The sequence below is a fragment of the Sphingomonas sanxanigenens DSM 19645 = NX02 genome, from assembly GCF_000512205.2.
GTDB lineage: Bacteria > Pseudomonadota > Alphaproteobacteria > Sphingomonadales > Sphingomonadaceae > Sphingomonas_D > Sphingomonas_D sanxanigenens.
Window position 1 is genome coordinate 1,358,333 of the sequence record NZ_CP006644.1, and the last position, 23,322, is coordinate 1,381,654.

Sequence of the window (23,322 nt, forward strand, 5' to 3'; positions counted from 1 at the left end):
CAACGCCGCGCGGGCGGACATGGGTACGCGTCATTCGAACAGGGCGTTGGCGATGTCGCCGTAGCTGGCGGGATGGACGCGGTCGCGCGAGCGGAATGTCGCGAGGTCGATCACGCGGTCGCCATAGCGGACGGCGATCGAGCGGACCGCATAGGCCTGCGGCCGCGCATAGGGCAGCAGCCACACCACCTTGCGCGTGGCGAGGCCCCGCCGCAGCCGCGCCAGCCGGTCCGAGAGGCGACGCCCCGCCGCATCGTTCGATCCGACCGCGACGATGATCGTGCCATAATATTTGGCCGGCTTCTGCCAGGCCAGGATGCGCTCGGTGGACGCCGACTGCTCGGCCTGGACGTCGCACCCCGGATCATAGAGCGCGTTGACCGCCCGGCCCGTGCCGCGCGCGATGCTGTCCCCCAGGATCAGGCATTCGAGCATCGCGCGGCCCCGTTCTCAGCCGTGCTTCGCCTCGGCGGCGGCGCGCAGCTTGGCGATCGTCGTCGCCGGGGAGATCAGCTCGACATCGGTCTTGAGGTGCAGCAGCTTGACCCCCGCCTGCGCCATCGCGCGTTCCAGCGCGGGGGCGAACTGTTCGGTGGTCTCCACCGTTTCCGCCCAGGCGCCATAGGCGCGGCCGAGCGCCGCGAAGTCCGGATTGACGAGGTCGGTGCCCGAGACCCGCGCGGGATATTCGCGCTCCTGATGCATGCGGATGGTGCCGTAGCTGCCATTGTCGATCACCAGCACCAGCAGCGGGCAGCCATAGCGCACCGCGGTCGCCAGTTCCTGCCCGTTCATCAGGAAATCGCCGTCGCCGGCGAGCACGATCGCCTGCCGTTCCGGCATGCGCAGCGCCGCCGCGACGGCGGCCGGCGTGCCGAAGCCCATCGCGCCGCAGGTGGGGGCAAGCTGGGAGGGGCGGGGGCCATAATGCCAGAAACGGTGCCACCAGGCGGAGAAATTGCCGGCGCCGTTGCAGATCACGCTGTCCGCCGGCAGCGTTTCGCGCATCGTCGCGACGCACTGGCCGAGGTCGAGCGTGGCGCCGGTGGGCACCGGCGTCGACCAGGCGAGGAACTCCTCATGCGCCGCGGCGCCGTCCGCGAAGGGGAGGATGTCATCCTCCCACAGGGCGGCGAGCTCGGCGAACTCGCGCGGCTCGGCGCAGACCGACAGGTCGGTGCGATAGACGCGGCCCAGCTCGTTGGGGTCGGGGTGGACGTGGATCAGGATCTGGCCGGGATGGTCCGGCGTGATCAGCGTGTAGCCGTCGGTCGTCGCCTCGCCCAGCCGCGCGCCCACCACCAGCAGCACGTCGGCATCGCGAACGCGCTGCGCCAGCCTGGGGTTGGGGCCATAGCCGAGATTGCCGGCATAGACCGGGCTGGCGTTGCCGATCGCATCCTGGCGGCGGAACGCGACGGCGACGGGCAGGCCGATACGCTCGGCGAAGGCGGCGAACCGGTCCGCGGCGGCATCGTCCCACCCAGCGCCGCCGACGATCGCGACCGGCGCCGCGGCGTCGCGCAGGATATCGAACACGGTGCCCATCGCGCCGGAGCAGGCGGGCTGCACCGCCGGCGCCACGCGCGGGCGGTCGAGCGCGACGACGGCGTCGGCCAGCATGTCCTCGGGCAGCGCGATCACCACCGGGCCGGGGCGGCCGGACATCGCGACGGCATAGGCGCGCGCGACATATTCGGGGATGCGCGCGGCATCGTCGATCCGCGTCGCCCATTTGGCGAGCGGCGCGAACATCGCGGTAAAGTCGACTTCCTGAAAGCCCTCGCGGTCGCGGTCGCCGCGCGCGACGTCGCCGATGAACAGGATCATCGGCACCGAATCCTGCTGCGCGACATGCACGCCGATCGAGGCGTTGGTGGCACCCGGCCCGCGGGTGACGAAGGCGATGCCGGGGCGCCCGGTCATCATGCCGTCCGCGGCCGCCATGAAGCCGACGCCGCCCTCCTGACGGCAGACGACCTGCTGGATTTCGGGGCTGTCGTGCAGCGCGTCCAGCACGGCGAGAAAGCTCTCCCCGGGGACGGTGAAGATGCGATCGCAGCCCTGGATCAGGAGCTGGTCGACGAGGATGCGGCCACCGGTGCGAGTCTGGGTCATGTGCGAAGGTCTAGCCGCTCGGCACCGCAAGTCGAGCCCATCGGACGGGTGATGGACGACGCAGGGCAACGGCTCGAACCAAAAAGGGCGGCGCCCTGCGGCACCGCCCCCTTTTTACAGATACGCGAAGCGTGTGCGTTCAGAAGCGAACGCCGACCCCGGCGAGGCCCTGGTGGCGCTCGATGCCGAGTTCATAATTGCTGTAGCGATACTCTGCCTTGACGAAGAAGCGATCGGTGAGCGGCGCTTCGAGGCCGGCGCCGACGCGCACGCCGTCGACGTTGAAGTCGCCGCCGCCATCGACGTCGATGCGGGCGTTGGTGTAGCCGGCCTTGGCATAGAGCAGGACGCCGCTGCCGACCTGGGTGCCGATGCGGCCGCCGACATAGAGGTCACGCCCGGCGCCGACATCATATTTCTCGGTCGTCGCGAAGGTCACTTCGGCATCTGCGCCGACGAGGATGTTGCTGCCCGTCGCAAAGTCATAACCGGCGGCAATGCCGTAAGCAAAGCCGGTATCGCCTTCGCCTTCGATGTCGACATTGTCGATTCCGGCAACAGCCTCAAGACGAAAGCCGCTGACGGCAGTATCGTCCTGCGCGAAAGCCGGCGTTGCGAGGCCGAAAACTGCAACGGACGCAATAAGAAACTTCTTCATGATAAGCCCTGCGGTAGATTTGCTGGTATTTTTATGTGCCTTGGTGGCGGTGGCGAGATAGCGCTGCGCTGCGGCATCGCAAGTGACGAATGTCACTGAACTGTCATTTTCAGCGGCTTGTTGCGCATCGGCAACAGTGTTGCGTTGCAGCATGGGGTTGCAGGGACGTCATCTCGCGGCGTGCAGTTCGCGCAATGACGAATGCAGGAGAGCGCGATTGACCCATGCCGCCGGCCGCGCCTATGCGAACGCAAAGCCGCGCACTTGGGGAGGACCGAGGATGAACAAGCTTTACCCTGACGCAGCGAGCGCCCTCGATGGCCTGCTGTTCGACGGCATGACGATCTGCGCGGGCGGCTTCGGCCTTTGCGGTATCCCCGAACGGCTGATCGACGCGATCCAGGCCGCCGGCACCAAAGACATCACCGTCGCCTCCAACAATGCCGGCATCGATGGCGAGGGGCTCGGCAAGCTGCTCCGCACGCGCCAGATCAAGAAGATGATCTCCAGCTATGTCGGCGAGAACAAGGAGTTCGAGCGGCAATATCTGGCGGGCGAACTCGAGGTGGAATTCTGCCCGCAGGGCACGCTGGCGGAGCGGATGCGCGCCGGCGGCGCGGGCATCCCCGGCTTCTACACCAAGACCGGCGTCGGCACGCTCGTGGCCGAGGGCAAGGAAACCAAGGCGTTCGACGGCGAGCTCTATGTGCTGGAGCGCGGCATCCGCGCCGACCTGTCGATCATCAAGGGCTGGAAGGCCGATGAGGCGGGCAATCTGGTGTTCCGCAAGACCGCGCGCAACTTCAACCAGCCGGCGGCGACCGCGGCGAAGGTCTGCGTCGCCGAGGTCGAGGAAGTGGTGCCGGTCGGCAGCCTCGATGCCGATGCGATCCACCTGCCGGGCATCTATGTGAAGCGGATGATCGTCGGCAGCCCCTACGACAAGAAGATCGAGTTCCGCACGGTGCGCCAGCGCGAGGCCGCGTGAGCGCAGCGCATCCGATGGCACGGCGCGCCCATGGCCTGGCGCGTGCCGGCACGGCGCTGATCGCCGCGTCGCTGCTGCAGGGCTGTGTCGCGATGGCGATCCCGGCGGGGGCCGCGGCACTGGCCGGCGGCAAGGTCGTGCTCGACGACAGGAAGGACGAACGCGCGATCCGCGGCGGTGCCGGCGTACAGCCGTCGGCGGCGGCGGTTCCGCCCGGTGGCCTGCCGCCGGTCGCGGTCAGCCAGCCGCCTGCGCCGCCGCCCCCGCCCGCACCCGATGCGGGCATGCAGTTCCTCTTCGGATCGGGCGAGGCCGCGGCGCTCGGCAATCAGGCCTACAATGCGCTGATCGCGCGCATCAAGGCGAGCGCCGACTATCGCGAGCTCAACTTCCCGGTGGCGTCGCTGGTGCTGGCGCCCGGCTCCACGCTCGACGCGCCGCGCTTCGTGCCGTGCGAGAACAAGCCGCTGGCGATGGTGCTCGACATCGACGAGACCGCGCTGCTCAACATCGGCTATGAGGATAATGACGCGCGCCACGGCCTTTCCTACGATGAGGAACGGTGGAAGCGCTGGGAAGCGACGGGCAGCGGTGCGGTTGCGGCGGTGCCCGGCGCGGTGGCGGCGATCAAGGCGGCGCGGCGCGCCAACGTCACTCCGGTCTTCATCTCCAACCGCTCGACGCTGAATGCCGAGGCGACGGCGCGGCTGCTCGACGAGGTCGGGCTCGGGCTTCCGCGCAATGGCGACACGCTGCTGCTGCGCCCCGACGGTGCCGGCAGCGGCAAGGATGAACGCCGCGCGACGATCGCGGCACGCTATTGCGTGATCGCGATGGTTGGCGACCAGCTCGGCGATTTCAGCGACCTGTTCAACGTGGTGGGGATGACGCCGGCCGCGCGCCGCGCCGCCGCGGACAACGACCAGCTCCGCTCGCTGTGGGGCGCGGGCTGGTACATGCTGCCCAACCCGGTCTACGGCACCGCGCTGAAGGGCGGTTTCGACGATATCTTTCCGACGGATAAACGGTGGGCCGATCCCGCCGGACAGGGAGCGAAGTGATGGCCTGGGACCGCAACCAGATGGCGGCGCGCGCCGCGAAGGAACTCAAGGACGGCTTCTACGTCAACCTCGGCATCGGCATCCCGACGCTGGTCGCGAACAACATTCCGCAAGGGATGGAAGTGACCCTGCAGTCCGAAAACGGCATGCTCGGCATCGGCCCGTTCCCCTATGAGGATGAGGTCGACGCCGACCTGATCAACGCCGGCAAGCAGACGATCAGCGAGCTGCCCTCGTCGAGCTATTTCTCGTCGTCGGACAGTTTCGCGATGATCCGCGGCGGCCATATCGACCTCACCGTGCTGGGCGCGATGGAGGTCTCCGAGGGCGGCGACATCGCCAACTGGATGATCCCGGGCAAGATGGTGAAGGGCATGGGCGGCGCGATGGACCTCGTCGCCGGGGTCAAGAAGATCATCGTCGTGATGGAGCATGTCTCCAAGAATGGCGATCCCAAGTTCATCCCCGCCTGCACATTGCCGCTGACCGGCAAGAATGTGGTCGACATGATCGTCACCGACCTCGCCGTGTTCCAGCGCGCCGACCATGATACGCCGTTCAGCCTGATCGAGCTGGCGCCGGGCGTGACGGCGGAGGAAGTCGCCGCCAAGACGACCGCGCATTATCTGAGCTGATCGCCCAGGCCGGGGAGGCGCCCGATGCGCGTGCTGCTGACCGGATCGTCTGGACGGCTCGGCCGCGTGCTGGCGCCGCGCCTCGTTGCCGCCGGGCATGTCGTCACCGGGCTCGATGTGGTGCCTGGCGCCGACACGGTGGCGCTGGGCAGCGTTGCCGACCGCGCGTTCGTCGATCGGGTGTTCGCCGACCATGGCATCGAGGCGGTGATCCATGCCGGCGGCCTGCACCAGCCCGATATGGGGCGCCTGCCCCGATCGGCGTTCGTGGAGACCAATGTCGCGGGCACGCTCAACCTGATCGAGGCTGCGGCGCGCGCGGGGCATGACCGCTTCCTGTTCACCTCCACCACCTCGCTGATGATCTCCGCGGCGATTCATCAGGGGACCGGCCATCGGGGCGCCGGCCATCGGGGCGCCGGCCACGCGGCGGCTTGGATCGACGAGGATCTGGCGCCGCTGGTCCCGCGCAACATCTATGGCGTCACCAAGCTCGCGGCCGAGCAACTCTGCCGCCTGGCCCATCTCGAGCATGGCATAGGCGTGGTGGTGCTGCGCACCGGGCGCTTCTTCGCCGAGAGCGCGACGATCGACGGGATCGGCGCGGAAAACCGCATGGCGAACGAACTGCTGCATCGCCGGCTGACGGTGGAGGATGCCGCGGAGGCGCATCTGGTCGCGCTCGAACGCGCGCCGTCGCTCGGCTTCGAGACGCTGATCCTGTCGGCGCCGACGCCGTTCGTGCGTGGCGATTGCGCGGCGCTGATGACGGATGCGGCGGCGCTGATCGCGCGCCGCTTTCCGGACGCGCCCGCGCTTTACGCCGCGCGCGGCTGGGTGCTGCCGCGCCGGATCGACCGCGTCTATTCGGCGGCGCGGTCGGAAAGGCTGCTGGGCTTCCGCTGCCGCACCGATTTTCGCACGCTGCTGGATGGGATGGCCGGCGGCGCGCCATTGCCGTTCGCCGCGGCGGAGGGGGTGCAGGACCGGCTGCTCGAACGGTGCTGAAACGCATAAGCGGCGCTTGTGGATCGCGCGTGCCGGCTTGTTGGTCGAAACCGCCTCGATCGACTAGCGCGGCTCCGCAACGCGACGGGGAGACGATCCGATGACCTACACGCTGATCACCGCCAACCGGAACTATAGCAGCTGGTCGCTGCGGCCCTGGGTGCTGCTGAAGGCGCTTGGCATCCCCTTCGAGGATCGCATCGAACCTTTCACCAGGCCGGTGAACTACGAGGCGTTTCGCGATTTTTCGCCCACCGGGCAGGTGCCGGTGCTGATCGATGGCGATCGCACGGTCTGGGATTCGCTTGGCATCACGCTCTATCTCGCCGAGCGTCATCCTGCGGTTTGGCCGGCGGATGAAGCCGCGCGGGCGTGGAGCTATTCGGCGGTGACCGAGATGCACGCGGGGTTCCGCGAGCTGCGCAACCGCTGCACGATGAACGTCGGCGTCCGCGTGGCGCTGCCGGAGATCGGCGCGGCGCTGGCCGCCGAGATCGCGCGGCTGGTCGAGCTGTGGGAAGACGGGCTGCTGCGCTTCGGCGGCCCCTGGCTGGCGGGGCCCGCCTTCACCGCGGTCGACGCCTTCTATGCGCCGGTGGCGTGGCGCGTGCGCACCTATGCGCTGGACGTCGGCGCGCCCGCTGCGGCATGGGTCGACCAGATGATCGCGCACCCGGCCATGCAGCTTTGGGAACAGGCCGCGCTCGACGAGGCGTGGCGCGAGGAGTCGCATGAAGCGGAGATCGCGGCGGCGGGCACGCTGATCGCAGACCACCGGCGGCAGATCGCCGGCTGATGGCGCGCGCTCCGAGCCATGTGCCGGGGCGCGGGGCTGCGGCGCTGGGGGCGATCGAGGCCGAAGTCCTCAACGAGAAGGTGGAGTCGCTCGGGCGCGCCGGCCGCAAGGCGCAGGAGGCGCTGGCAAGGCTGGCTGCGTTCGACGGCGATGCGGGCAGCGAGGCGTATCAGGCGCTGCTCGCGGCGGCGGTCGATGCGGTCTGGGCCTATTCGGTGCAGAGCGAGTTGTGCGGGCTTGCCGGTGCCGCACGGATCATGCGCGATCTGGCGGTGCCGCCTGCGGTGGTCGCGCGGCTGGGGATCGCCACGCCGCGGTGAGGATGCCGCCCTGGCCTGGCGCTCGGGGCGTCCGGCCTTCCTATCGTTCCGGCCAATCGTCCTCAGGCCAGTTGCGTGCCGTGTGGACGACACGGAGGATGGTCAGAACCGTGTCGCCATCGTTCAGCGCGTAGACGATGATATATGGGAGGCGATTGACCGATTTCTCGTAGGTGCCGCTGACACGGCCGGGGCGGCCGGTCGCGAATTCTTTCAAGGCATCGCCCGTCTCGCGTATCCGCTTGGCGACCTGTCGCGCGGCGGTCGCGTTGTCCATCGCGATGTGAACGATTTGCTTTTCCAGATCGTCAAGCGCGTCGTTCGACCACTGCACCAGCCTCATCTGGCCTTGGCGCTTGCGGCCGCGATCGCCGCGTCGATCCTGTCCATCGCGTCCTTATGCGGCGTCACCCTGCCGGCTTCGCTGTCGACAAGCCCTCGCTGGATGCCCTCGATGATCTGCAATTCGCGATTCACATAGGCTTCGACGGCTTCGGCGGCGAGGTAGGACTTCGTGCGGCGCGTATTCTGCGCGAGGCGGCCGAGCTTTTCCTTGAGATCGGGCGTAACCCGGATCGTCATCGTCGTGCTGGCGCCCACATCCCGCTCCTTACTGTCCGATGTGTACAGTGTAACACAGTTGGCTGCCTTCGTCCCCCTGCACGCATGGTCGGGGCCCAAGCCCTCGGCGAGCAGGCGTGATTGCTCGGCGGCGACGGCGTCCGGGATCGTCACGCTACGGTAACGATGTGACCCGGATCACGTCGCTTTCAGCGGCGACTCGCTAGTGGAGCGGCATGGCGCGGTGATTCGCGCCGATCCAATCTGCTGTCGAAAGGATATCCGTCGTGGCGAGCCTTGCGCCGTCGCGTCCGCGCCTGTCCGCGGAGCGCAAATTCTATCTCGGCATGGGGTTCGCCATGCTGATCCTGATCTTCATCGGCTTCGGGCCGAGCTATTATTTCGTGCCCGTCGCGCCCCGTCCGCCGATGGTGCCGATGAGCCCGCTGGTCCATCTCCACGGCGCGGTGTTCAGCCTGTGGGTGCTGCTGCTGATGGCGCAGATCGGGCTGGTGTCGGCCGACCGGCGCGACATCCACATGAAGCTGGGCGTGCTGGGGCTGCCGATGGCGCTGGCGATGATGGTGCTGGGCACGATCACCGCGCTGCACGGCGTCCACCGCGCCTCGGGACCGCCGATGATCGACCCGCTCTCATGGCTCGCCATGCCGCTGTGGAGCGTGCCGGCGTTTGGCGGCTTGCTGATCGCCGGGCTGTGGCGGCGGCGCGACCGGCAGGCGCACAAGCGCTTCATGATGCTGGCGATGTTCTCGATGCTGCAGGCGGCGGCAGGGCGCATGCCGGCGTTCGCCGGGCTCAGCGGCCTGCTGCTGGTGCCCGGCCTGTTCATCGTCGCGCAGATGGTGTGGGACCGTGTGAGCCTCGGCCGCATCCATTATGCCACCTGGATCGCGCTGGTGGTGTTCCCGCTTTCCACGCTGATCCCGATCTTCACCTGGCGCACCGAAGCCTGGCTGACCTTCGCGCGCTGGGCGTCAGGCCTTGTCGCGTAAGGCTTTTCCCGCCGGTTGTTGACCGGCGGGAGATTGGGGCCGCTCAGTCGTCCGAGCGTTCCGGTGGATCCCTGGTGGCGGTGATCGCCGGCCATTGGCGACGGGCGTGCAGCACGCGCAAGATACGCACCGCATCGCCGGCGACATCGTACACAAGGACGTAGTTCCGGTGGACGACCAACTCGCGCGTACCAGCCACCCGGCCAGGGCGGCCAAGGGCAGGATGGGGTGCCAGCGCCGCTGCCTTTTGTTCGATCAGTTCGTCCAGATCGGCAGCAGCAGACGGATTGTCAGCGTCGATCCAGTTGTAAATATCGTCTCGGTCTTGCGTCGCTTCGGGCGTCCAATAGATGGATGTCATTTGGACCCGGCAAGCCGCTGCCGCGTTGCGGCGCGGCGTGCGGCGAACCTTGCGTCAACATCCGCAGCAGGGATGAGCCGTCCGGCATTGGCAGAATCCAGGCCGATCTGGACCTGCCGCCGAAACCAGTCATCATGTCCGACCGCATCGCGCGCGTCAGTCACATAGGCGCGCATGAAATCACGAATGAGCTGCGCGCTTGTGCGATCATGGGCCTTGGCGGCATCGGCAAAGGCGCTTTTCAGAGCCTCATCAACCCGAAAGGTGAAGGTCGCTTCGCCCACGCCGGCAACTCCATGTGTTACACCATATGTACATAGTAGCGCAGGCGCTGCCGTCAAAAAAGCGGATTATGTAACGCCCGAACGCCCGAACGCCCCCTCAGCCCGGCCGCCCCGGCTTGCCGAGATAATAGGAAAGCGGGGCGCGGGGCCGGCTCGTGGTGGTCGGCCGCATCTGGTCATAGACCACCGCATTCTCCAGCACGCGCTGCACATAGCCGCGCGTTTCGGTGAGCGGGATCGCCTCGATCCAGTCGAGCACGTCGACCGATCCGGTCCGCGGATCGCCGTTCGCGCGCAGCCATTTGTTCACATTGCCGGGGCCGGCATTGTAGGCGGCCACTGCCAGCACATAGCTGCCGCCATAATAGTCGAGCATGCGCTGGATATAGGTCGCGCCGAGGCTGACATTATAATCGGGGTCGCTGGTGAGCCCGTCCAGCCGGTAGCCGACGCCGATCCGGGCGGAGGTTTCGCGGGCCGTGCCGGGCATGAGCTGCATCAGCCCGCGCGCGCCGGCATGGCTCATCGCCTCGCGGTCGAACTGGCTTTCCTGCCGCGTGATCGCGTGGATGATCGTCCAGTTGGACTGGTAGGCGACGGGCACGGTCATCCGCGGGAAGCCGGTCTGCGGCATGTCGAACCCGTTGAGCCGCGCGCTGCGGCCGATCATCACCCCCAGATCCGGGCGCCCCATCCGGATCGCCAGTTCGGCGGCGAACACATGGTCCGCCTCGGTCTTCGCGTCCTGCGCGATCGCACGCACGAAGCGCGTCTGCTGCTGGCGCGCGCCGAGTTCGCCCAGCAGCACGGCGGCGCGCACCGGCTCCTGATTCATCCAGCTGTCGCGCAGGGCGGGCGCCACGACGGGCGGCGGCACCTGCGGCACGGTGATCGGCCGGCCCAGCCGCTCGCTCGAGAGCTGGCCATAGAACTGGTCGTAATGCGCCGCTGCCAGCGTGTAATAGCGGGTCGCGTCCGATCCGCGCCCGGCGGCCTGTGCGGCGCGCCCGGCCCAGTAATAGCCCTTGGACTGGGTCTGCGGCGACCGCGCCGCCAGCGCATAGCGTTCGAACATCGCGATCGCGTCACCGGGCCGGCCGAGCTTTTCGAGCGCGGTCTGCCCCGCCAGCCAGGCGAGGCTGGTATAATCGTCGCGCTCGCCCAGCGGCCGGTCCCGCACCGCCACGCCCGGCGCATAGGCGTCGTCGATCTGGCGGGCGATGTCGAACGCGGTCATGTTCTGCCCGTCCCTGGCGGCGGCGCGCGCATGGAGCAGCAGCGCCTCGTACCAGGTCTCGACATTCGCCGGCCGGCTGGTCAGCGTGCGCGGCTGGGCCAGCCAGGCGCGCGCGGCGGGGAACTGGTTGCCGGCGAGCAGCCAGCGCGCGCGATCGGCGATGAACCCGGCATCGCCGCGCCCGGTGCCGAGCATCGCGCTCGACCGCGCCGCGGCGTCGGGCGCGTTTGCGAGCATCGCGATCCGCGCCTCGAACAGCGGCCGGCGGGTGGAGGAGGTAAGGCTGACGACGCGGGCGGCATCCGCCGGTCGCCGCGCCCACAGCAGGGTCTCGACGCGCGCATCATAATCGAGCGGGGTGAAGGCGCTGCTGTGCGCTGCGATCAGCCGCGCCTCGTCCACCGTCGGCAGCACCCCCGCCGCCCAGGCAGCGCGCGCGGCCTGCGCCGCGCCGGTGCGGTCGCCGGTCGCGGCGAGCGCATCGGCGTTTCGCGCGTGGCCGATCGCGGTCAGCGGCGGGAAGCGCCGGAAGAAGCCCGCCACCCGGATCGGCGAGTAGGAATCGGCGCGGATCGCCCGCTCGGCGGTGCGGCGCATCTCGTCCTGCCCAGGCCAGCCGGGATGGGCCATCAGGAAGGCGGCGATCTGTTCGAAGCTGGCGCTGTCGTTCCCCGACAGCCGGCTCCATTCGACGACGGCCTCGGCCAGCGGATCGGTGCGGACGGTGCTGCTGGGCGACAGCGCGCCGCCCACGCCCAGCCGCGCGCGATACCAGCCGCGCTGTTCGGGGCTCAGCGTCTGCGCGAGCGCGGGCGATGCGGTGGCGGCCGCCAGCGCGACGCCGATTGCGAGGCGTGCAAGCATGCTGGACAGCCGGGGGGGTGCGTCCCTATCAGGCGCGACGATGGAAAAAGGGGTGTTCATGCCCCCGTTATGGCGCGGACGTGCCGCGCGGTGAAGGAGCAACCTGATGTTTTCCGGCTCGATACCGGCCCTGGTGACGCCGTTCCGCGACGGAGCGTTCGACGAGCCGGCCTTTCGTGCCTTCGTCGACTGGCAGATCGCCGAGGGTTCGAGCGCGCTGGTGCCGTGCGGGACCACCGGTGAATCGGCGACGATGACGATCGCCGAGCATAATCGCGTCGTCGAGGTGTGCGTGGAGCAGGCGGCGGGCCGCGTGCCGGTGATCGCGGGCTGCGGTTCGAACGACACGATGACCGCGCTGGAGCATATGGAGGTCGCCAAGGCGAGCGGCGCCGCCGCCGCGCTGGTGGTCGCGCCCTATTACAACCGGCCCAACCAGGAGGGCGTCTACGCCCATTTCGCCTATCTTGCCGACAAGTGCGACCTGCCGATCATCCTCTACAACGTGCCAGGGCGCACGATCACCGACATCGCGGTGGAAACGATGATCCGGCTGTCGGCGATCCCCACGATCGTCGGCGTCAAGGATGCCAGCGGCAATGTCGCGCGCGCGACCGCGCAGCGCATCGGCTGCGGCGCCGATTTCTGCCAGCTTTCGGGCAATGACGACATGACGCTGGGCTTCATGGCGATGGGCGGCGCCGGCTGCATCTCGGTGACGGCCAATGTCGCGCCGCGGCTGTGCGCCGAATTCCAGGCCGCCTGCGCCGCCGGCGACTGGACGCGCGCGCTGGACTTGCAGGACAGGCTCTATCCGCTCCACGCCGCGCTGTTCACCGATGCTTCACCTGGCCCCGTCAAATATGCGCTGGGCCGTGTCCGTCCGGAGATGTCGACCGATCTGCGCCTGCCGATGACCCCGCCCTCAGCGGCGAGCCGGGCCGCGGTGGATGCGGCGCTGGCGATCGCCGGACTGGCCTGAGTTTTCGTTGTCAATCCGTGATGGCGCCGGTGAAATGCCGGCGCCGCGACCCTAGATAGTCAAGATGGCCCGCCCAAAACCCGCTACGTTCGAAAAGGTGAAGACCGTTGCCGAGAACCGGCGCGCGCGTCACGACTATTTCCTCGAGGATTTCTTCGAGGCCGGCATCGCCTTGACGGGCACCGAGGTGAAGTCGCTGCGCTTCGGCGAGGGCTCGATCGCGGAAAGCTATGCCGAGGTGAAGGACGGGCAGGCATGGCTGATCAACGCCAACATTCCCGAATTCAGCCACGGCAACCGCTTCAACCATGAGCCCAAGCGCCCGCGCAAGCTGCTGCTGCACGAGCGCGAGATCAACAAGATGGCGAACGCGGTCGGCCGCGACGGGATGACGCTGATCCCGCTCTCGGTCTATTTCAACCCGCGCGGCCGGGCGAAGGTGGAACTGGCGCTCGCCAAGGGCAAGAAGCTGCACGACAAGCGCGAGACCGCCAAGCAGCGCGACTGGAAGCGCGAACAGGCCCGCGTTCTCAGAGACCGCGGGTAATGCGCCAGGAGAGCGGCGGCTTCTTCGCGTGGGTCAACCGCAACGCGCCGACCCGCGAAAGCTTCGAGAAGAACCGCTTCTTCCGGCCCTTCGCCCATCGCGTGCTCGCGCCCGAACTGTGGCGCTTTACCCGCCGTTCGGTGCCGCGCGGCGTGGCGCTCGGCCTGCTCGTCGGCATCTTCCTGCTGATCCCGGGCGTGCAGATCGCCGGGGCGGCGCTGCTGGCGCTGCCGTTTCGCGCGAACATCCCGATCGCCGCTGCGATGACCTTCCTGTCCAACCCGCTGACGACGCCGTTGATCCTTGCCGCCTCGGTCTATCTCGGCAACCTGATCCTCGATGTCGGCGCCGACGTGGGTCGGCTGATGTATCTGATCGATCATGGCGCCTCGATCGGCCAATGGGCGGCATGGCTGGTTTCGGAGGCCGCGCCCGCGCTGCTGTTCGGCCTCGCGCTGATCTCGCTGATGTCGGCGCTGGTCGGCTATCTGGTCGCGGTGCTCGCGTGGCGGCTGTGGGTCGGCCGCAAATGGAACCGGCGCGCGCATTTCCGGCTGATCCGCGGGCATTGAGCGCCGCGCCGCGGCTTTTGGGCGGGCGGCATATTGACTGGCCGTCGCGCGCGGCCGAAGGCTCATGACCCGCATGGCCCCGCCCCCGTCCGATCCTGCCCGCACTGCGCCGTTCGCCGAACGGCCAGGCGCCGATGGCCTGACGCTCGCGGCGGTCGGGGCAGGGGCGCTCGGCTCCGCCGCGCTGATCGGCTGGGCGGTGGGCGACTGGCGCCTGGGCGCGGGCATGGCGGCGCTGGTGATCGCCGGCGCCACGCTCGTCTGGCTGTTCGGGCGGCTTCATCCCAGCATTCCCGAAGAGGTCGTGATCGCCGACTGGGCGCTGGTGCGCGCCGCCGCCGACGCCGCGGGCGCGGCCGTCGCCATCACCGATCGCGCCGGGCGGCTGGTCTGTGCCAGCGACATGTTCGGCCGCTGGTTCCCCGGGCTGGAAACGCCCCCGGGATTGCCGGTGGACGAGGCGGTGGTCGAACGGCTCACCGCCGCGGGCCGTTCGGCATGGCGCGACGGCGCCGGTGCCGCCGCACCCTTCCGCCATGACGGCGGCGCGATCGGCGTCGATGTGCAGCGCGCGGGGGCGGCCGAGGATCATCTCGTCTGGCGCTTCAGCCGCAGCGCCGGCGCCCATGACCTTGCCGGGCAGGCGCGGGTGCTGGTCGGGGGCGAGGGGGGGCAGCGGCTGGGCGACGCCGGGGTGATGGCGGTGATCGTGGATGGCGAGGGACGCATCCTCGCCGCCAATCCCGCCTTTGCGACCCGCGCGGAGCGGCGCGCCGACGCGTCTCTGACCGGTGCCGATTTCGTTCCCCTGCTGACCGCCGACCGCGGCGGATCGATCCGTTTCGCGCGGGAGGGCGCGCAGGGCGTGCCGCTGCGGATGATCCAGGTGCCGCTGGGCGTGGAGGAAGGCGCCACCCTGCTGCTGCTGATCGACGATCCGGCGGGCGGCGGCGCCAATGCAGGCGCCGCTTCGGGCCACATCCAGACCCTGCTGACGATGCTGCCGATGGGCCTCGCGCTCGCCGACCGCGACGGCCGCTTCCTGTTCTTCAACGAGGCCTTCGTGCAGGCGGCGGGAATCGATCCGGCCAGCCCGCCGCTCTATCCGGGCGATCTCGTCGTCCGTGAGGACAAGGCGGCGGTCGCCGACGCGGTCCACCGCTTCGCCAGCGGGCGTGCGCTGTCCGGCGACGTCGCGGTGCGTCTGGCGCATTTGCCCGATGAGCCGGTGGCGCTGACCATCGCCGGCGCGCGGAGCCTCGGCGATGCCGCGGTGTTGCTCAGCCTGAAGGACAGCAGCGAGGAATCGCGGCTCAAGCGCCAGGTTGCGCAGGCCACCAAGATGCAGGCGGTGGGCCAGCTCGCCGGCGGCGTCGCGCATGATTTCAACAATGTGCTGACCGCGATCATCGGCCATTGCGATCTGATGCTGATGCGCCACACGCCGGGCGACAGCGATTATGACGACATCCAGCAGATCAAGGCCAATTCCAACCGCGCGGCCAGCCTGACACGCCAGCTGCTCGCCTTCTCGCGGCAGCAGACGCTGCGGCCGCAGACCCTGCAGCTGCCCGATACGATCTCGGAGGTCTCCAACCTCCTCAAGCGGCTGCTGGGCGAAACGGTCACGCTCGTCGTGAAGCATGGCCGCGACCTGGGGCCGGTGCGCGCCGATCCGGGGCAGCTCGAGCAGGTGATCGTCAACCTAGCGGTCAACGCGCGCGACGCGATGCTGCCGCGGGGCGGCGGCACGCTGACGATCCAGACCTTCGCGGTCTCCGCCGCCGAGGTGCGCCGCATGGCGACCGACATGCTGCCGGTGGCCGACTACACCGCGTTCAGCGTGGCCGACACCGGCACCGGCATCCCGCCCGAGATCCTGCCCAAGATCTTCGAGCCCTTCTTCACCACCAAGGAGGTCGGCAAGGGCACGGGGCTGGGGCTCTCCACCGTCTATGGCATCGTCAAGCAATCGGGCGGTTCGATCTTCGCGGACAGCCGGCCGGGGCAGGGCACCGAATTCGTGATCTACCTGCCCGTCCACAGGGTCGAGGCCGGCGGCGACGCACGGCAGGCACCGCGGCAGCGGCTGGGCGAGCTGTGGGGCAGCGGCACCGTGCTGCTGGTGGAGGATGAGGAGATGGTGCGCAGCGTCACCGAACGGGCGCTCGCCCGGCATGGCTATACGGTGCTGACGGCGGAAAATGGCGAGGAAGCGCTGGAGATCCTCGATCGCGGCGACCCTATCGACCTGCTGATCTCGGACGTGGTGATGCCGGCGATGGACGGGCCGACGCTGGTCAACCATGCGCGCCGGCGGATGCCCGATCTGCCGATCCTGTTCATGTCGGGCTATGCCGAGGAACAGCTGCGCCGCTCGATCGACATCGCCAATGTCGGCTTCCTGGCGAAGCCCTTCTCGATGCAGCAGCTTGCCGAGGCGACCCGCGAGCGGCTGGGGGCTTGACGGGGCCGTCGCGCAGCCGGAACGAAATATAATTCAGATTAAGGAAGTCGAAATCGTTCCGATCTATAGTGCGCGGGGCCGTAACGACGGTCGCCAACAAAAAAGAGGCATGATGGCCACCTCCCAGACGTTTTTGATCATCGAGGACGAACCGCTGATCGCGATGATGCTCGAAGATTTCCTCGAAGCGCTCGGCCATCGCGTCGCCGGCACGGCGGATACGGTTTCGGACGCGATGAGCCAGGTCGACGGCGCGACCTTCGACGCCGCGATCCTCGACGTGCACCTGCGCGGCGAGGCGTGCTGGCCGGTGGCGGATGCGCTCGCCGATGCCGGGCGGCCCTTCCTGCTCGCGACCGGCGGCGTCGTTGGTGAGACGCCGATGGCGCATCGCGCCGCGCCGGTTCTGGCGAAGCCCTTCACGATCGATTCGGTCGAGCGGGCGCTGAACCAGCTCCGGCAGCATCAGCCCGGGGAGGGCTGACCGGCGCGGAGCCCGCATTTTCCCTGAAAGTTCTCCTCTTGTTCCGGTAGAACAAATCGGATACTAGGTTGCCACCGCGTTGAACGGTTCGCGCGGAGCGACTACGGGAGGCTTGGCCCATGGCAGCGCAACTTCGGGTCATCGGCGCGGATTCGGCGGGAAATATGGACAGGCAGAAAGCACTCGAAGCAGCATTGGCGCAGATCGATCGCGCCTTCGGCAAGGGCTCGGCGATGAAGCTGGGCAGCCGCGAAAAGATCGAGATCGAATCGGTTTCCACCGGATCGCTGGGGCTGGATATCGCGCTCGGCATCGGCGGCTTGCCGCGCGGGCGCATCATCGAGATCTTCGGCCCCGAATCGTCGGGCAAGACCACGCTGGCGCTCCACGCGATCGCCGAGGCGCAGAAGATCGGCGGCACCGCCGCCTTCATCGATGCCGAACATGCGCTCGATCCGGGCTATGCCAAGAAGCTGGGCGTCGACATCGACGAGCTGATCGTCAGCCAGCCCGATACCGGGGAGCAGGCGCTGGAGATCACCGACACGCTGGTGCGCTCCAACGCGATCGACGTGCTGGTGATCGACTCGGTGGCGGCGCTGGTGCCGCGCGCCGAAATCGAGGGCGAGATGGGGGACAGCCATGTCGGCCTGCAGGCCCGCCTGATGAGCCAGGCGCTGCGCAAGATCACCGGTTCGATCAGCCGCTCGCGCTGCACGGTGATCTTCATCAACCAGATCCGCATGAAGATCGGCGTGATGTATGGCAGCCCCGAGACGACGACGGGCGGCAATGCGCTGAAATTCTACGCGTCGGTCCGCCTCGACATCCGCCGCACCGGCCAGATCAAGGATCGCGACGAAATCGTCGGCAACACCACCCGCGTGAAGGTGGTGAAGAACAAGGTGGCGCCGCCGTTCAAGCAGGTCGAATTCGACATCATGTATGGCGAGGGCGTCTCCAAGACCGGCGAAGTGCTCGACATCGGCGTGAAGGCCGGCCTCGTCGAGAAGTCCGGTTCGTGGTTCTCCTATGATTCGATCCGGATCGGCCAGGGCCGCGAAAATGCGAAGACCTATCTGCGCGACAATCCCGAAGTGATGGCGCGCCTGGAAAAGGCGATCCGCAGCCGCACCGAGAAGGTGGCGGAAGAGATGATGGTGGGACCCGAGGCGGACGACGATCTCTGAGCCTGACGAGGCCCGGGACACGAACCCCGTTTCAAGCACCCGAGGCCCGTCGCGTCACCGGACGCGGCGGGCCTTGTCGTATACCGGGCGGGGCGCGAGCGTCAGGCCGCCAGCCAGCTTTCGAGGTCGGCGCGGGCGCGTGCAGTATATTGCATCTTGCGATCGACCTTGCGCTTCTTGCCCTCGACCGGTGGGAACAGCCCGAAATTGACGTTCATCGGCTGGAAGGTCTCCGCCGCCGCGCCGCCGGTGATGTGCCCCAGCAGCGCGCCCAGCGCGGTCGTGGCCGGCGGCGTGCTGAGCGTGGTGCCTGCCAGTTCGGCGGCCAGGAAACGCCCCGCGAGCATCCCCACCGCGGCGGATTCGACATAGCCCTCGCAGCCGGTGATCTGGCCCGCGAAGCGGATGTTGGGGCGCGAGCGCAGCCGCAACTCGCCGTCGAGCAGCCTGGGGCTCTGGATGAAGGTGTTGCGGTGCAGCCCGCCCAGCCGCGCGAACTGGGCGTTCTCGAGACCGGGGATGGTACGGAACAGCCGCACCTGCTCGGCATGCTTCAGCTTGGTCTGGAAGCCGACGATGTTCCACAACGTGCCCAGCGCATTGTCCTGCCGAAGCTGGACGACCGCGTGCGGCCAGCGCCCGGTGCGCGGATCGTCGAGCCCCACCGGCTTCATGGGACCGTGGCGCAGCGTCTCGGGGCCGCGCTCCGCCATCACCTCGATCGGCATGCAGCCGTCGAAATAGGGCGTGTCCTTCTCCCATTCCTTGAACGCGCTCTTCTCGCCTTCCAGCAGACCGGCGATGAACGCGTCATACTGTTCCCGGTCGAGCGGGCAGTTGATGTAATCCTTGCCGTCGCCCTTGTTCCAGCGCGACTGGAACCAGGCGATGTCGAAATCGATGCTGTCGCGATGGACGATCGGCGCCAGCGCGTCGAAGAAGGCCAGCGCCTCGGTGCCGGTCTCGCCGGCGATCGCGGCGGCGAGGGGGGCGGCGGTGAGCGGCCCGGTGGCGATGATCGCGGGGCCCTCGGGCAAGATGTCGACGCGCTCGCGGACCAGTTCGATCAGCGGGTGCGCCTCCACCGCCTGCGTCACCGCATCGCAAAAGCCGTTGCGATCGACCGCCAGCGCCGAGCCGGCGGGCACGCGATGCGCATCGGCGCGGCTCAGGATCAGCGATCCCATCGTCCGCATCTCGGCGTGAAGCAGGCCCACCGCGTTGCTGTCGGCATCGTCGGAGCGGAAGCTGTTCGAACAGACCAGTTCGGCGAGCCGGTCGGTCTGGTGCGCGGGCGTGCCTTCCACCCCGCGCATCTCGGACAGCCGCACGGAGAAGCCGGCCTGGGCGAGCTGCCACGCGGCCTCCGACCCTGCCAGACCGCCGCCGATGATATGGACCTGATGCGCCGTCACGCCGTAACCTTACCTGTCTAGAATTCGGAATCCACCGGCCGCCCGTCCGGCGACCAGGCGGTGGGCCATAGGCCAATGCGGCGGAGGAGGCGAGAATGATCGATCATGTCGGGTTCGCGGTCAGCGATCTGGAAAGGTCGCGCGCCTTCTATCTGGCCGCGCTCGCGCCGCTCGGCATCGCGCTGCTGATGGAGGTCGGCCCCGAGCGCACCCAGGCCAGCGGCACCGCGCTGGGCTTCGGCAAGGATGATCACCCCTTCTTCTGGATCGGCGACAACGAACGGGTGGGGGAGGGCACCCACATCGCCTTCACCGTCGACGACCGCGCCACCGTCGACACCTTCCACGCCGCCGCGCTCGCCGCCGGCGGCACCGACAATGGCGCCCCCGGCATCCGCGCCCATTATCATCCGAACTATTATGCGGCGTTCGTGCTGGATCCGGACGGGATCAATGTCGAGGCGGTGTGCCATCGGGACTGAGGCCGGTTGACAGCGTCTCCGCCGCCCGCCAATGAGAGCCCCGCCGGAAAAGTTGGAATTCCGACTCCGCGAGAGTTGGAATGAAATTTGACCGGCACGAAAAACCCTAGATTTTCTGCGGGTTTGCGGGTGTAGCTCAATGGTAGAGCAGAAGCTTCCCAAGCTTACGACGAGGGTTCGATTCCCTTCACCCGCTCCGCCCGTGTCGAAATCTCCGCCGGCTCCCGCTTCCCCGTCGCCAGTGCAAGGATTGCGTGCAGGCGGTCGGTGATGATCACGTCGACGCCGCGGCCCTGATTGGCCGGCACCAAGTCCACCGAATCGATGAGGCTGCGCAGGATCGGGTGGGCTTCCATGCGCGCTTTGTTGGTAGGCCGACGTCACGATCCAGTTTCGGAGGCATTGATGCGGCAGATGCGAATTCTGACTCTATCGGAGGCGGTGTACGTATTCGCGAAGCCGATCAGCGATGGACTCAAGTTCGTCGAGGGGTGTCCTCGCCGCCTCAGCCGCGGCAACATACTCGATTGCATTTTGAGCGCCAGCAAGTTTCTTGAGTATGCGGCCGCACGATCCGTCTTTAGAAAGCATTTCTTGAATTTCGTTTAGTTCGTCGATTACAAAAAGATTGTCTATAACTCGATCGAGTTCGTGTTTTTCTATTATGGCTGGCAAGCGCAGTGCGCGCCCGATGTCCTCGGCGAAGAATTCGTGACGCATGGCGTTAAAGCTGAGTTCTCCGTCTTTCGTTTCAACGGATTTGCGGTCGGTTCGACATATCGACAGAATTGTTGCCAGCGCATCTCGAAGCATCCGGATTTCGCGCTTACGCTGCCGTCGATAATTGAGATTGGCGATAAAAAGAGCGCCGCTAACGCTAATTGATGCTCCGATGAAGGAGCCATATATTGTGATCAATCTCCAGTCTGCGAGGGCGGGGGCCTTTGCGAGTATGAATTCGCCGCCCTTGTAGACCATGAAAATGGCGGCGCAGATGGAGGCAAAAAGCATGCTGTAATACGCAACGCCGAGAAAGATCATGATGATCGGATCAAGCCACTTCGGCATCTGCATAGGTCGAACCTCACCTGTCAGTCTCTAACTCTTCCGATAGTCGTAGAAAGGTTCCGCCAGCAATGGCGCGAATCGAATGCCGACGATCAGAGGATAGTTCAGTGACTCGCGATGAACGCGACTTCCACGATCGCAACAGTTCGCTTTGGAGCGCGAAGGCGGCAGCCCTGCGCCACCGCCGCATTCGTATAATCGCGCGCTCGAGTTGCATATGATCGTCGATGGTGGGTTGAGCGGTACGCCGAACTCGGTCGAGCAGAAGGATATACCGGCGAAACCTTGCTTCCCGAATGGACCGATTTTTATGTAGAGGACCATTGTATAGCCTTTGCGGTGAAGGCGGAGTCGCCAGAGGGGCAGGTGAACGTCGACGAAATTTTGTGGAGTCTTGATATTCGCCTTTCTCAACCGATCAAAATTCCCGAGTGCTTGAACTAGCCGCGGCGTCGCCTCCCATTCTGCTGGCCTGTTGGCACCCCGGCCGCGCCGCGCTAACCCTTCGCCAGCCCCGTCAGCACCGCCCACTCCGCATCGGTCACCGGCGACACCGACAGCCGCGACTGGCGGATCATCTGCATCTCGGCCAGCCGGGGCTCGGCCTTCATTTCCTTGAGCGTCACCGGCTTCGCCAGCGGCGCGACCGGCTTGACCTGCACCGACACCCACTGGCCGTCCGCGCCATCGGCCTGCGGGCCGCGGCTGATTTCCATGATGCCGACCACGGCCCTGGCGTCGCCGCTGTGGTAGAACAGCGCCTGGTCGCCGGGGACCATCGCCTTCAGGTGCAGCCGCGCGGCGTTGTTGCGGACGCCGTCCCACTCGGTGCTGCCATCCTTTACGAGCTGTTCCCAGCTATAGGCCTCGGGTTCGGACTTCATCAGCCAATAGGCCATCGCAGTTCCCCTGTCGGTCGGTTCGCACAGGCTTGCCATGCCGCGCGCCGTGACTCAACGACCGCTGGTCGCGGCCGCCCCCGATCGCTAGGGGGCGTGGATGACCGCGCAAATCGACCCGTTTCACGCCATCGCGATCAGCCGGATCGCCCATCGCATGGGCGTGGAAGGCCATCCGGTGATCCATATGGAGTTCGGCCAGCCCTCCACCGGCGCGCCGCGGCAGGCGATCGAACGGGCGCATCATGTGCTCGACACCGACGGCATGGGCTATTGGGAAAGCCCGCTGCTCAAGGAGCGGATCGCGGCGCATTATGCCGAGCGACATGGCGTGGCGGTCGATCCCGAGCAGGTGATCCTCACCTGCGGCGCGTCGCCCGCCTTCGTGCTCGCGCTGACCAGCGCCTTCGCGCCGGGCGCCCGCGTCGCGCTCGCGCGGCCCGGCTATGTCGCCTATCGCAACACGCTCAAGGCGCTCTCGATGGAACCGGTCGAGATCCCGTGCGGCCCCGCCGAACGCTTCCAGATCAGCGCCGCGGCCATCGCAGCGCTCGACCCCGCGCCCGATGGCGTGATCGTCGCGAGCCCCGCCAATCCCACCGGCACGATCATCGATGCCGGCGAATTGCGCGCGATCGCCGGGGTCTGCGCGCAGCGCGGCATCCGCATCCTTTCCGACGAGATCTATCACGGGCTTTCCTATGTGGAGCCGGCGCGGTCGCTGCTGGAATTCGCCCCCGACGCGTTCATCATCAACAGCTTCTCCAAATATTTCAGCATGGCGGCCTGGCGCCTCGGCTGGCTGGTGGTGCCGCCCGACACGATCGCCGCGGCGCGCGCGCGGATGGGCAATCTGTTCCTCACGCCACCTTCGCTCAGCCAGCATGCCGGCCTCGTCGCCTTCGATTGTCGCGACGAACTCGAGGGGCATGTCGACACCTATCGCCGCAACCGCGCGCTGCTGCTGGAGGCGCTGCCCGCGCTCGGCCTGCGCCGCATCGCGCCGCCGGATGGCGCCTTCTACATCTATGCCGATATCGGCCACCTGACCGACGACAGCCTGGCGTTCTGCGCGCGCCTGCTGCGCGACACCGCGGTCGCCACCGCGCCCGGCATCGATTTCGATCCGGTCGACGGCAACCGCTTCATCCGCTTCAGCTTCGCGGTCTCCACCGGCCGCGTCGAGCAGGCGCTGGACCGGCTGCGGCCGTGGTTCGCCGCGGCGGGCTAAGCTTGGGCTTCAGGCCCGGCGCTGCGATTCTCTCGCGCATGCCAGAGGCGGAGAACGATGATCGTGTCAGTCACGATCTCA

27 protein-coding genes and 1 tRNA gene are annotated in these 23,322 nt (G+C 67.6%); 16 read left to right on the forward strand and 12 right to left on the reverse strand.

Annotation, left to right across the window (positions count from 1 at the left end; all coding sequences use genetic code 11):
* Nucleotides 1–30: 30 nt before the first annotated feature.
* The 3 genes from NX02_RS06345 to NX02_RS06355 all read right to left on the reverse strand — a co-directional run bounded on the left by NX02_RS06345 (nucleotide 31) and on the right by NX02_RS06355 (nucleotide 2,776).
* Nucleotides 31–435 (reverse strand): SGNH/GDSL hydrolase family protein, encoded by a 405-nt coding sequence (locus NX02_RS06345; RefSeq protein ID WP_025291357.1) that lies wholly within the window; start codon nucleotides 433–435, stop codon nucleotides 31–33.
* Nucleotides 436–450: 15 nt separating this feature from the next.
* On the reverse strand, nucleotides 451–2,118 hold the full coding sequence (locus NX02_RS06350) for a thiamine pyrophosphate-binding protein (RefSeq protein ID WP_025291358.1): 1,668 nt from the start codon (nucleotides 2,116–2,118) through the stop codon (nucleotides 451–453).
* A gap of 139 nt (nucleotides 2,119–2,257) precedes the next feature.
* Nucleotides 2,258–2,776: a porin family protein gene (locus NX02_RS06355; protein WP_025291359.1), complete on the reverse strand. Its 519-nt coding sequence runs from the start codon at nucleotides 2,774–2,776 to the stop codon at nucleotides 2,258–2,260.
* 280 nt (nucleotides 2,777–3,056) lie between these two features.
* On the opposite strand from NX02_RS06355, the gene NX02_RS06360 reads away from it, so the two are divergent.
* From NX02_RS06360 to NX02_RS06385, 6 genes are all read left to right on the forward strand, one after another.
* A complete protein-coding gene (locus NX02_RS06360) occupies nucleotides 3,057–3,764 on the forward strand; it encodes a CoA transferase subunit A (protein ID WP_025291360.1) in 708 nt (235 codons plus the stop codon).
* On the forward strand, nucleotides 3,761–4,825 hold the full coding sequence (locus NX02_RS06365) for an HAD family acid phosphatase (protein WP_025291361.1): 1,065 nt from the start codon (nucleotides 3,761–3,763) through the stop codon (nucleotides 4,823–4,825). The genes NX02_RS06360 and NX02_RS06365 overlap by 4 nt, the downstream gene beginning before the upstream one ends.
* Nucleotides 4,825–5,460 carry a 3-oxoacid CoA-transferase subunit B gene (locus NX02_RS06370; RefSeq protein WP_025291362.1) on the forward strand — a complete coding sequence of 212 codons (636 nt, stop codon included), beginning with the start codon at nucleotides 4,825–4,827 and terminating at the stop codon, nucleotides 5,458–5,460. The genes NX02_RS06365 and NX02_RS06370 overlap by 1 nt, the downstream gene beginning before the upstream one ends.
* Before the next feature lie 24 nt (nucleotides 5,461–5,484).
* Complete coding sequence (locus NX02_RS06375) at nucleotides 5,485–6,468, forward strand: NAD-dependent epimerase/dehydratase family protein (protein ID WP_025291363.1); 984 nt, start codon at nucleotides 5,485–5,487, stop codon at nucleotides 6,466–6,468.
* A gap of 100 nt (nucleotides 6,469–6,568) precedes the next feature.
* Nucleotides 6,569–7,264, forward strand: coding sequence for a glutathione S-transferase family protein (locus NX02_RS06380; RefSeq protein ID WP_025291364.1), 696 nt, complete (start codon nucleotides 6,569–6,571; stop codon nucleotides 7,262–7,264).
* On the forward strand, nucleotides 7,264–7,584 hold the full coding sequence (locus NX02_RS06385; protein ID WP_025291365.1) for a DUF6665 family protein: 321 nt from the start codon (nucleotides 7,264–7,266) through the stop codon (nucleotides 7,582–7,584). Before NX02_RS06380 ends, NX02_RS06385 begins: the two co-directional genes overlap by 1 nt.
* Nucleotides 7,585–7,624: 40 nt before the next feature.
* On the opposite strand, the gene NX02_RS06390 is transcribed toward NX02_RS06385, so the two are convergent.
* Both NX02_RS06390 and NX02_RS06395 read right to left on the reverse strand, forming a co-directional pair.
* On the reverse strand, nucleotides 7,625–7,927 hold the full coding sequence (locus NX02_RS06390; protein ID WP_025291366.1) for a type II toxin-antitoxin system RelE/ParE family toxin: 303 nt from the start codon (nucleotides 7,925–7,927) through the stop codon (nucleotides 7,625–7,627).
* Nucleotides 7,924–8,319, reverse strand: a complete 396-nt coding sequence (locus NX02_RS06395; protein WP_245648782.1) for a CopG family ribbon-helix-helix protein — start codon at nucleotides 8,317–8,319, stop codon at nucleotides 7,924–7,926. The genes NX02_RS06390 and NX02_RS06395 overlap by 4 nt, the downstream gene beginning before the upstream one ends.
* A 113-nt stretch (nucleotides 8,320–8,432) precedes the next feature.
* Here NX02_RS06395 and NX02_RS06400 point away from each other — a divergent pair, with 113 nt between their 5' ends.
* Nucleotides 8,433–9,158 carry a hypothetical protein gene (locus NX02_RS06400; protein WP_025291368.1) on the forward strand — a complete coding sequence of 242 codons (726 nt, stop codon included), beginning with the start codon at nucleotides 8,433–8,435 and terminating at the stop codon, nucleotides 9,156–9,158.
* Nucleotides 9,159–9,201: 43 nt separating this feature from the next.
* On the opposite strand, the gene NX02_RS06405 is transcribed toward NX02_RS06400, so the two are convergent.
* The 3 genes from NX02_RS06405 to NX02_RS06415 form a co-directional block, all read right to left on the reverse strand.
* Nucleotides 9,202–9,519 (reverse strand): type II toxin-antitoxin system RelE/ParE family toxin, encoded by a 318-nt coding sequence (locus tag NX02_RS06405; protein ID WP_025291369.1) that lies wholly within the window; start codon nucleotides 9,517–9,519, stop codon nucleotides 9,202–9,204.
* On the reverse strand, nucleotides 9,516–9,803 hold the full coding sequence (locus tag NX02_RS06410) for a CopG family ribbon-helix-helix protein (protein ID WP_025291370.1): 288 nt from the start codon (nucleotides 9,801–9,803) through the stop codon (nucleotides 9,516–9,518). The genes NX02_RS06405 and NX02_RS06410 overlap by 4 nt, the downstream gene beginning before the upstream one ends.
* A 97-nt stretch (nucleotides 9,804–9,900) precedes the next feature.
* Nucleotides 9,901–11,904, reverse strand: a complete 2,004-nt coding sequence (locus NX02_RS06415) for a lytic transglycosylase domain-containing protein (protein WP_025291371.1) — start codon at nucleotides 11,902–11,904, stop codon at nucleotides 9,901–9,903.
* Nucleotides 11,905–12,010: 106 nt separating this feature from the next.
* Here NX02_RS06415 and dapA point away from each other — a divergent pair, with 106 nt between their 5' ends.
* The 6 genes from dapA to recA all read left to right on the forward strand — a co-directional run bounded on the left by dapA (nucleotide 12,011) and on the right by recA (nucleotide 18,146).
* Entirely contained in the window at nucleotides 12,011–12,886 is an 876-nt protein-coding gene (gene dapA / locus NX02_RS06420; RefSeq protein WP_025291372.1) for a 4-hydroxy-tetrahydrodipicolinate synthase, read from the forward strand.
* 64 nt (nucleotides 12,887–12,950) lie between these two features.
* Entirely contained in the window at nucleotides 12,951–13,433 is a 483-nt protein-coding gene (smpB, locus tag NX02_RS06425; RefSeq protein WP_025291373.1) for an SsrA-binding protein SmpB, read from the forward strand.
* Nucleotides 13,433–14,005, forward strand: coding sequence for a DUF2062 domain-containing protein (locus NX02_RS06430; protein ID WP_039996444.1), 573 nt, complete (start codon nucleotides 13,433–13,435; stop codon nucleotides 14,003–14,005). Before smpB ends, NX02_RS06430 begins: the two co-directional genes overlap by 1 nt.
* Nucleotides 14,006–14,078: 73 nt before the next feature.
* The gene (locus tag NX02_RS06435; RefSeq protein ID WP_084718208.1) at nucleotides 14,079–16,472 is read left to right on the forward strand and encodes a hybrid sensor histidine kinase/response regulator; all 2,394 of its coding nucleotides are present in this window, start codon (nucleotides 14,079–14,081) and stop codon (nucleotides 16,470–16,472) included.
* 112 nt (nucleotides 16,473–16,584) lie between these two features.
* Complete coding sequence (locus NX02_RS06440) at nucleotides 16,585–16,956, forward strand: response regulator (RefSeq protein WP_025291374.1); 372 nt, start codon at nucleotides 16,585–16,587, stop codon at nucleotides 16,954–16,956.
* 119 nt (nucleotides 16,957–17,075) lie between these two features.
* The gene (gene recA / locus NX02_RS06445; protein ID WP_025291375.1) at nucleotides 17,076–18,146 is read left to right on the forward strand and encodes a recombinase RecA; all 1,071 of its coding nucleotides are present in this window, start codon (nucleotides 17,076–17,078) and stop codon (nucleotides 18,144–18,146) included.
* A 101-nt stretch (nucleotides 18,147–18,247) separates the two neighbouring features.
* Here recA and trmFO read toward each other — a convergent pair whose 3' ends face one another.
* Complete coding sequence (trmFO, locus tag NX02_RS06450; protein ID WP_025291376.1) at nucleotides 18,248–19,561, reverse strand: methylenetetrahydrofolate--tRNA-(uracil(54)-C(5))-methyltransferase (FADH(2)-oxidizing) TrmFO; 1,314 nt, start codon at nucleotides 19,559–19,561, stop codon at nucleotides 18,248–18,250.
* A 95-nt stretch (nucleotides 19,562–19,656) separates the two neighbouring features.
* Between trmFO and NX02_RS06455 the strand changes: the two genes are divergently transcribed.
* Both NX02_RS06455 and NX02_RS06460 read left to right on the forward strand, forming a co-directional pair.
* Nucleotides 19,657–20,043, forward strand: coding sequence for a VOC family protein (locus NX02_RS06455; protein WP_025291377.1), 387 nt, complete (start codon nucleotides 19,657–19,659; stop codon nucleotides 20,041–20,043).
* Nucleotides 20,044–20,168: 125 nt separating this feature from the next.
* Nucleotides 20,169–20,239: transfer RNA gene (locus tag NX02_RS06460), tRNA-Gly, on the forward strand.
* Here the strand turns inward: NX02_RS06460 and NX02_RS31350 are convergent.
* From NX02_RS31350 to NX02_RS06470, 3 genes are all read right to left on the reverse strand, one after another.
* Entirely contained in the window at nucleotides 20,208–20,399 is a 192-nt protein-coding gene (locus NX02_RS31350; RefSeq protein ID WP_084717635.1) for a hypothetical protein, read from the reverse strand. The two genes, NX02_RS06460 and NX02_RS31350, sit on opposite strands and share 32 nt — an antisense overlap.
* A gap of 73 nt (nucleotides 20,400–20,472) precedes the next feature.
* The gene (locus NX02_RS06465; RefSeq protein ID WP_025291378.1) at nucleotides 20,473–21,117 is read right to left on the reverse strand and encodes a hypothetical protein; all 645 of its coding nucleotides are present in this window, start codon (nucleotides 21,115–21,117) and stop codon (nucleotides 20,473–20,475) included.
* A 491-nt stretch (nucleotides 21,118–21,608) separates the two neighbouring features.
* Nucleotides 21,609–22,010, reverse strand: a complete 402-nt coding sequence (locus NX02_RS06470) for an EVE domain-containing protein (RefSeq protein ID WP_025291379.1) — start codon at nucleotides 22,008–22,010, stop codon at nucleotides 21,609–21,611.
* A 100-nt stretch (nucleotides 22,011–22,110) separates the two neighbouring features.
* On the opposite strand from NX02_RS06470, the gene NX02_RS06475 reads away from it, so the two are divergent.
* Nucleotides 22,111–23,241, forward strand: coding sequence for an aminotransferase class I/II-fold pyridoxal phosphate-dependent enzyme (locus NX02_RS06475; RefSeq protein ID WP_025291380.1), 1,131 nt, complete (start codon nucleotides 22,111–22,113; stop codon nucleotides 23,239–23,241).
* Nucleotides 23,242–23,322: the final 81 nt, after the last annotated feature.

Bases quoted from the DNA above. Each gene is read 5' to 3' on its own strand.
- NX02_RS06345 (WP_025291357.1), bottom strand. From the start codon at position 435: ATGCTCGAATGCCTGATCCTGGGGGACAGCATCGCGCGCGGCACGGGC.
- NX02_RS06350 (WP_025291358.1), bottom strand. From the start codon at position 2,118: ATGACCCAGACTCGCACCGGTGGCCGCATCCTCGTCGACCAGCTCCTG.
- NX02_RS06355 (WP_025291359.1), bottom strand. From the start codon at position 2,776: ATGAAGAAGTTTCTTATTGCGTCCGTTGCAGTTTTCGGCCTCGCAACG.
- NX02_RS06360 (WP_025291360.1), top strand. From the start codon at position 3,057: ATGAACAAGCTTTACCCTGACGCAGCGAGCGCCCTCGATGGCCTGCTG.
- NX02_RS06370 (WP_025291362.1), top strand. From the start codon at position 4,825: ATGGCCTGGGACCGCAACCAGATGGCGGCGCGCGCCGCGAAGGAACTC.
- NX02_RS06375 (WP_025291363.1), top strand. From the start codon at position 5,485: ATGCGCGTGCTGCTGACCGGATCGTCTGGACGGCTCGGCCGCGTGCTG.
- NX02_RS06380 (WP_025291364.1), top strand. From the start codon at position 6,569: ATGACCTACACGCTGATCACCGCCAACCGGAACTATAGCAGCTGGTCG.
- NX02_RS06385 (WP_025291365.1), top strand. From the start codon at position 7,264: ATGGCGCGCGCTCCGAGCCATGTGCCGGGGCGCGGGGCTGCGGCGCTG.
- NX02_RS06390 (WP_025291366.1), bottom strand. From the start codon at position 7,927: ATGAGGCTGGTGCAGTGGTCGAACGACGCGCTTGACGATCTGGAAAAG.
- NX02_RS06405 (WP_025291369.1), bottom strand. From the start codon at position 9,519: ATGACATCCATCTATTGGACGCCCGAAGCGACGCAAGACCGAGACGAT.
- NX02_RS06415 (WP_025291371.1), bottom strand. From the start codon at position 11,904: ATGCTTGCACGCCTCGCAATCGGCGTCGCGCTGGCGGCCGCCACCGCA.
- dapA (WP_025291372.1), top strand. From the start codon at position 12,011: ATGTTTTCCGGCTCGATACCGGCCCTGGTGACGCCGTTCCGCGACGGA.
- smpB (WP_025291373.1), top strand. From the start codon at position 12,951: ATGGCCCGCCCAAAACCCGCTACGTTCGAAAAGGTGAAGACCGTTGCC.
- NX02_RS06430 (WP_039996444.1), top strand. From the start codon at position 13,433: ATGCGCCAGGAGAGCGGCGGCTTCTTCGCGTGGGTCAACCGCAACGCG.
- NX02_RS06435 (WP_084718208.1), top strand. From the start codon at position 14,079: ATGGCCCCGCCCCCGTCCGATCCTGCCCGCACTGCGCCGTTCGCCGAA.
- NX02_RS06440 (WP_025291374.1), top strand. From the start codon at position 16,585: ATGGCCACCTCCCAGACGTTTTTGATCATCGAGGACGAACCGCTGATC.
- recA (WP_025291375.1), top strand. From the start codon at position 17,076: ATGGCAGCGCAACTTCGGGTCATCGGCGCGGATTCGGCGGGAAATATG.
- NX02_RS06455 (WP_025291377.1), top strand. From the start codon at position 19,657: ATGATCGATCATGTCGGGTTCGCGGTCAGCGATCTGGAAAGGTCGCGC.
- NX02_RS31350 (WP_084717635.1), bottom strand. From the start codon at position 20,399: ATGGAAGCCCACCCGATCCTGCGCAGCCTCATCGATTCGGTGGACTTG.
- NX02_RS06465 (WP_025291378.1), bottom strand. From the start codon at position 21,117: ATGCAGATGCCGAAGTGGCTTGATCCGATCATCATGATCTTTCTCGGC.
- NX02_RS06470 (WP_025291379.1), bottom strand. From the start codon at position 22,010: ATGGCCTATTGGCTGATGAAGTCCGAACCCGAGGCCTATAGCTGGGAA.
- NX02_RS06475 (WP_025291380.1), top strand. From the start codon at position 22,111: ATGACCGCGCAAATCGACCCGTTTCACGCCATCGCGATCAGCCGGATC.